Source organism: Microcoleus sp. LAD1_D3 (assembly GCF_036702135.1).
In the GTDB taxonomy this organism is placed as follows: Bacteria; Cyanobacteriota; Cyanobacteriia; order Cyanobacteriales; family Microcoleaceae; genus Microcoleus.
Map to the genome: position 1 here is coordinate 1 of NZ_JAUBSB010000121.1, position 5,439 is coordinate 5,439.

The window sequence follows — 5,439 nt, forward strand, 5'->3', positions numbered from 1 at the left end:
CCTCGAATGCAGGAACCTCGCTCTGTCTTGAAAGCTAAACTGCGGGCGTGATTAAGCCTTTTTCAGTGCCATTGCCCTATATTGAGCAATATTATAATGGCGAGCGCCCAAGTAGCGAGCGCTGGCAATGGCAAGTTTGCGATCGGCTCGATCGGGCGATCGTCCTGCACAATTTAAATATAGAACTTCCGATGTCTGAAATCTATCGCCGGATTAATTTTTAAGGGCGATTTTTTCGAGTTTGAAATGGATTGTGTTTAACTAGAAATATAATTTTAGGAGAAAGCTATGGCTACTCTAATTCAAAACCCAAGGTCAAACCTAACTGAAAACCAAGTTGAAACACCAGCAGATAAAAAAATCTGGACTGATGCCGAATTCATGGCACTCAACCGAGATGGACACCGCTATGAAATTGTGAATGGAGAACTAATTGACATGGGAAATTCGGGTGCAAAACACGGTTATGTTGCCGTTATTTTGAGTGCAGCCTTGTTTAACTGCGTATCAACGCGAAAATTAGGCGCAATTTTCGATTCCAGCACTGCTTTTAAGATGAAATCAGGAAACAAGCGATCGCCCGATGTTTCCTTCATGGCAAAAGAACGCCTGCAAGGGCTAGATGAGCTCCCCGATGGCTTCCTAGAAGGTGCGCCGGATCTTACCGTAGAAATCCTTTCTCCTAGCAATACAGTGGAAGAAATTCACGACAAACTCGTAGAATATTTCGAGAATGGCGCGCGTTTAGTCTGGGTGATTCATCCTAAAGAAAAGTATGTGTTAGTTTATCGATCGTCCCAAGAACCCGATCGCCTGCTTAAGTCTACTCAATCCCTAGATGGCGAAGAAATCGTCCCCGGCTTTACTCTCCCGATTGCGGAGTTATTTCAAAAACTGGCTTTTTAAGCAAATATGATATAAGCTAGTTATAAAAACTTATAGGAATCTTGTATGCTGAAGTCATTTCAGATACACAACTTTAGGCTATTTAAACACCTTGAAGTTAAAAATCTGGGTCGTGTCAACCTGATTGTTGGCAAGAATAATTCAGGAAAAAGTACATTTCTTGAAGCAGTAGAACTATATGCCAGCAACGCTTCTGCTACCGTCATGCTTGAGCTTGTAGAGTCTAGGCAAGAAACTTGGTTTAGCGAAGCTCAGCCACATTCCCAAAATTTTATCAGTAATCCTGTGCGGCATCTATTCTTTGGGCATAAATTGCCCAGCATAGGAGGAGATGGGATTTCTCTTGGAGAAGTTTCTTCAAACATAAAACTCCGGATCGGCGCTGGCGCATACCAGAATAAAAATGATGACGAAGGCACAATCAGGAAAATTCGCATCTCTGATGTGGACTTTGACGAAGATATATCTAATGTTGAAGTTTTTCTCGTAGCAGAAGAAGGCGAAAGAACTAGAAGAATTTTCCGATTAGATAGAAATATCAGAGACATTCGACGTAGCTCTAGAATTTTTTATGAAAGGCAGGAATCCGAATTAAAATACACGTGGCAGATTGTTTCTACAGCAAATATGTCTAATCGAAAATTAGCTGCTCTTTGGGATTTAACGAGCTTGACAGATTTAGAGTCGGAAGTTATTTCTGCGCTTCGTTTAATTGACGATCGAGTTACTGGAGTCGCTTTTGTAGAGGACGTTAGTAGAGGTAGTGCAAGTGACAACCGTGTTCCTTTAGTAAAAATTAAAGGCATAGACGAACCATTACCTCTCAAGAGCATGGGAGATGGTATGACTCGTTTGTTTCATATAATTGTTGCACTTGTCAATGCTCGAAACGGACTTTTATTAATTGATGAATTTGAAAATGGATTGCACTGGAGCGTGCAACCGAAAGTTTGGGATATTGTTTTTCAGATATCGGAGAGACTTAATGTTCAAATTTTTGCAACAACTCACAGCCGCGATTGTATCAAGGGTTTCTACCAAGCCTGGAATAACTATCCTACCCTTGGTGCTTTCTTCCGATTGGATGCCAAAAATGAATCGATAAAAGCAACAGAATATACATCTGAGACCCTGAGTGATTCTATTGACATGGATGTTGAAGTACGATGAGTAAGACAAGCGAGGTGTCTGAGAAGGATAGTGTTTGCAAGCAAGATACAGATAGAGTTTTACTTGTTGAAGGAGATAATGATTGCCATGTGGTGATGGCTTTATGCAAAGCTCATAATGTTCCTAAGACTTTCGGTATCTATCAATGCGGTTCAGATATCGGGGTTTTGAAGCGACTGAATGCGCTGATTATACGTCCTAATCCTCCTCAAGTAATAGGAGTTATGCTTGATGCTGACAAGCCTTCTCTTGAAGGCAGATGGCAAAGTATAAAAGGCAAGTTACAACATTACAACTATACGTTACCGACCAAACCTGATGCTGATGGAACGGTAGTCGAGCCTTCTTCAGATGAACCTAAACTGGGGTTTTGGCTGATGCCTAATAATCAAGATTCTGGTATGTTAGAAGACTTTTGTGCTGAACTTGCAGAACCAGCATCTTTGACATTTGCACGAGAATGTGTTGAACAGGCACAGGATAGTAAAGTAACAACATTCAAAGAAGTGCATCGTAGTAAAGCAGTGATTCATACATATCTTGCTTGGCATGATGAACCTGGTTATCCTTTGGGAAAGGCAATTACAAGTCAAGCTTTGCGTCCTCACACAGATGTCGCAGTAAAATTTAGTAATTGGTTAATACGTTTATTTGTGGAAGGAGCGATCGCGTAATTCCCGCGATCGTCCTAAGAGAGCGATCGCAAAGTATAATAGAGTTAATTTATCTCAAAATTCCACGGAATAAGCTAGTCATATAAAAATAACTTCTAGGAGGCTATAAATATGACAAGCATACCTAACGAACAAACATCTATCATCCGTACAGAAAGAGGACTAGCGATCGCAGGTACGCGCATCACCATCTACGATATCATGGACTACGTGACGGCTCAATATCCGCCTAACTTTATCAGAGGATTGTTCGATCTTACAGAAGAACAAATTAACGCAGCTTTAGCTTATATTGAGGCAAATCGGGCTGAGGTTGAAGCCGAGTATCAAATGGTTCTTAAGGAAGCTGAAGAACTGCGGCTGTACTATGAAGAAAAAAATCGCGATCTGATTGCCCGAATTGCCGCCCAACCACCAAAACCTGGAACGGAAGCTGCTTGGGAAAAACTGCGAGCGGCTAAGGCCAAGTTTAAGTCGGAGCTATAGTTTTTCATACTAAAGTATGATAGAGTTAATGTATCATAAAATCCTTAAATACTATGATCAATATAGTGTTTTAAAAGTGATATCCATGTTAAAAGAATTAAAAACCATTACTCTGGCAACTTGTCTGGTATTAGGAACAGCTAAACTGGGTTCTACTGCACCTCTCCCAAGTCCTAATAATCAAGGTAATTATATGGGAAGAGCTTATCATACTTATTGGGAAGTAGTAGATCCAGATCCAAATGGGTTAAATTGTCGCATGACAAATTCTTCTTTTGAAGAACTTATGCGTGCTGACAACCGCACTCCATTTGAGTTTTTTAATTGGTCTTTAGTTGGTGTCTTAAAACAGGGACAGCGTTTTGAAAGCTTTCCTAGCAATGCTGCTGGTACTTTCAACGATACCAGGGGTTTACCTTGGCTTTTTGTAGGAAAAAGCTACGCTGCTGGTGCAGCGCAAGGTTGTTTCGTTCGCGCTAATAGTCAATTTGTCAAACCAATACAGATGTCACCGACTCGCGTACAACCTCAAGCGAGTCAACCGCTCACAAGTTCCACAGCACTACCCATGAAGCTTGGTTTTGACGAAGGCTTTGGATCGATTGTAGTACCAGAAAGTGATACCAGAGCACCGGCATATGGAGGACGCTTAAGGCGATATGATGTTCACATTGCTAAAATGTTTGAAGTCACTCACTTTATGTGTCAGGAGGGGACTTTAACACCCGGTATTACATGGAATTACGAGGCTGGAGGTGGCACGATTAATATGGGAAGTTTTGCAATAACCTGCCGACTTGCTAATCAAATAGTTAGTGCTTATGGTTTAGGTAAATCGGAACCTACGAATATTACTTTTTCGGCTGGTGAAATCGGTCGCCCCGATGTCAGAAGTTTCAACATTCCTGTCCTAGATATTACAGGTGATAAAGTACCACGCTGGATGAGTTTTGTGCAGGGATTTCAGCCAGTGAGGAGGTAGGGCGATTTGTAAGATGTAGGAGGGTGTGTCAGAAGAATTACAAGAGGTATTGGAAGACTGGATTCTACTTAGTCTTACCATGAATCTCCCTTTACCGGTTCTTGACAATTACTAAAGAGGTCGCCTGATGCCGCCTTTTTAACTTGTGTTGATGATAAACAAATTACTGAACTGCTTGATCTCTCTGATATGACCAAGTAGCAATTAATCCAAATACGCCGCAACTCCAAATTAGCCATAGCAAGTGTAGAAATATCTGATTATCGTAATTCAATTTTGCTGCCCAAAAAACTAACTCTCGATAGTGGTAAAACGGCGATAGTACCATCAAATTTTGTACAATTTTTGATTCAGAAATTGGATATGCTCCGCAGGTTAGGGGAACAACAATTAACGATAAGCTGAGGATAGAATCAGCACTCCTGGGGTCGATCAAATATCCCAGTGCCAGACCAAGAATTGCGAAAGGGACAATACCCAGAAGTAGGCAGAGGAAGAGAACTAACCAGGAACTAGGATCGGCTGATATTTTCAGTTGCCAGATTGCCAGCCCAAAAATTAGTAAGAGGCTGACGATACAAAGTAGGAGGGCTGTCGCTATCTTTGCTACTATGTATGCGACTGGGGGTAAAGGTGTCGTCCTCAACAATTTCAGCCATCTTTCAGAGCGCTCAACAGCAATTCGTTTGCCGAGGCGATCGATAACAATTGTAAAAAAAATAATTCCCGAGATATAAATAATAGGTTCTATTGCAGAATTTCCTGTCATACCTGGAACTTTATTCAATAGGGGTACAAAACCTACTAAGCTGAGAGTTGCAAGGAGAAACAGAGGAGTCCGAAGAAATTGTCGTGTTTCAAACACAAACTGGTTTCGGATAATTACTAAAATGTTTGGATTTAAAGGCTCTGATTGATTGAAGACGGGATCATGAACGGCAACAGCATCTAACTTTTCTTCTGATTTAGGAATCGGAAAATCTTCAACTAATTGGCTTTTTTGGGGAGATTCGGAGAGATTGTGCAGGGTGACGTACCGAGTAGCTAAAGTACCTAGCTCTTCCCAGTCCGATTTATTGTTGGTCACCATCAAAATAGTGATTCCCTGTTGGCGACAGAGTTTTATTTGCTTCCAGAATTCTTCATAAGCTGTTGCACATTTAAACTGTGATACAAGCATTGCCCTTATTTTTGATTTTGCGACCCCATTTAATTATTAAT

At 41.1% G+C, this 5,439-nt stretch carries 8 protein-coding genes; 7 read left to right on the plus strand and 1 reads right to left on the minus strand.

What is annotated here, in order from left to right; all coding sequences use genetic code 11:
* The first annotated feature begins 65 nt into the window (after window positions 1-65).
* The 7 genes from QUA74_RS29130 to QUA74_RS29160 all read left to right on the plus strand — a co-directional run bounded on the left by QUA74_RS29130 (window position 66) and on the right by QUA74_RS29160 (window position 4,333).
* Complete coding sequence (locus QUA74_RS29130; protein WP_333336143.1) at window positions 66-224, plus strand: hypothetical protein; 159 nt, start codon at window positions 66-68, stop codon at window positions 222-224.
* A gap of 64 nt (window positions 225-288) precedes the next feature.
* Window positions 289-906, plus strand: coding sequence for a Uma2 family endonuclease (locus QUA74_RS29135; protein ID WP_333336146.1), 618 nt, complete (start codon window positions 289-291; stop codon window positions 904-906).
* 45 nt (window positions 907-951) lie between these two features.
* Window positions 952-2,076 carry an AAA family ATPase gene (locus tag QUA74_RS29140; protein WP_333336149.1) on the plus strand — a complete coding sequence of 375 codons (1,125 nt, stop codon included), beginning with the start codon at window positions 952-954 and terminating at the stop codon, window positions 2,074-2,076.
* Entirely contained in the window at window positions 2,073-2,750 is a 678-nt protein-coding gene (locus tag QUA74_RS29145) for a DUF3226 domain-containing protein (protein WP_333336152.1), read from the plus strand. Before QUA74_RS29140 ends, QUA74_RS29145 begins: the two co-directional genes overlap by 4 nt.
* Window positions 2,751-2,861: 111 nt before the next feature.
* The gene (locus tag QUA74_RS29150; protein WP_333336153.1) at window positions 2,862-3,236 is read left to right on the plus strand and encodes a DUF433 domain-containing protein; all 375 of its coding nucleotides are present in this window, start codon (window positions 2,862-2,864) and stop codon (window positions 3,234-3,236) included.
* Window positions 3,237-3,252: 16 nt separating this feature from the next.
* Window positions 3,253-4,218, plus strand: a complete 966-nt coding sequence (locus QUA74_RS29155; protein ID WP_333336156.1) for a hypothetical protein — start codon at window positions 3,253-3,255, stop codon at window positions 4,216-4,218.
* Between the two features lie 25 nt (window positions 4,219-4,243).
* On the plus strand, window positions 4,244-4,333 hold the full coding sequence (locus tag QUA74_RS29160) for a hypothetical protein (RefSeq protein ID WP_333336158.1): 90 nt from the start codon (window positions 4,244-4,246) through the stop codon (window positions 4,331-4,333).
* A 48-nt stretch (window positions 4,334-4,381) separates the two neighbouring features.
* On the opposite strand, the gene QUA74_RS29165 is transcribed toward QUA74_RS29160, so the two are convergent.
* Window positions 4,382-5,398 carry an ABC transporter permease gene (locus tag QUA74_RS29165; protein WP_333336161.1) on the minus strand — a complete coding sequence of 339 codons (1,017 nt, stop codon included), beginning with the start codon at window positions 5,396-5,398 and terminating at the stop codon, window positions 4,382-4,384.
* Between the last annotated feature and the right edge of the window lie 41 nt (window positions 5,399-5,439).

Bases quoted from the DNA above. Each gene is read 5' to 3' on its own strand.
- QUA74_RS29135 (WP_333336146.1), top strand. From the start codon at position 289: ATGGCTACTCTAATTCAAAACCCAAGGTCAAACCTAACTGAAAACCAA.
- QUA74_RS29140 (WP_333336149.1), top strand. From the start codon at position 952: ATGCTGAAGTCATTTCAGATACACAACTTTAGGCTATTTAAACACCTT.
- QUA74_RS29145 (WP_333336152.1), top strand. From the start codon at position 2,073: ATGAGTAAGACAAGCGAGGTGTCTGAGAAGGATAGTGTTTGCAAGCAA.
- QUA74_RS29150 (WP_333336153.1), top strand. From the start codon at position 2,862: ATGACAAGCATACCTAACGAACAAACATCTATCATCCGTACAGAAAGA.
- QUA74_RS29155 (WP_333336156.1), top strand. From the start codon at position 3,253: ATGATAGAGTTAATGTATCATAAAATCCTTAAATACTATGATCAATAT.
- QUA74_RS29165 (WP_333336161.1), bottom strand. From the start codon at position 5,398: ATGCTTGTATCACAGTTTAAATGTGCAACAGCTTATGAAGAATTCTGG.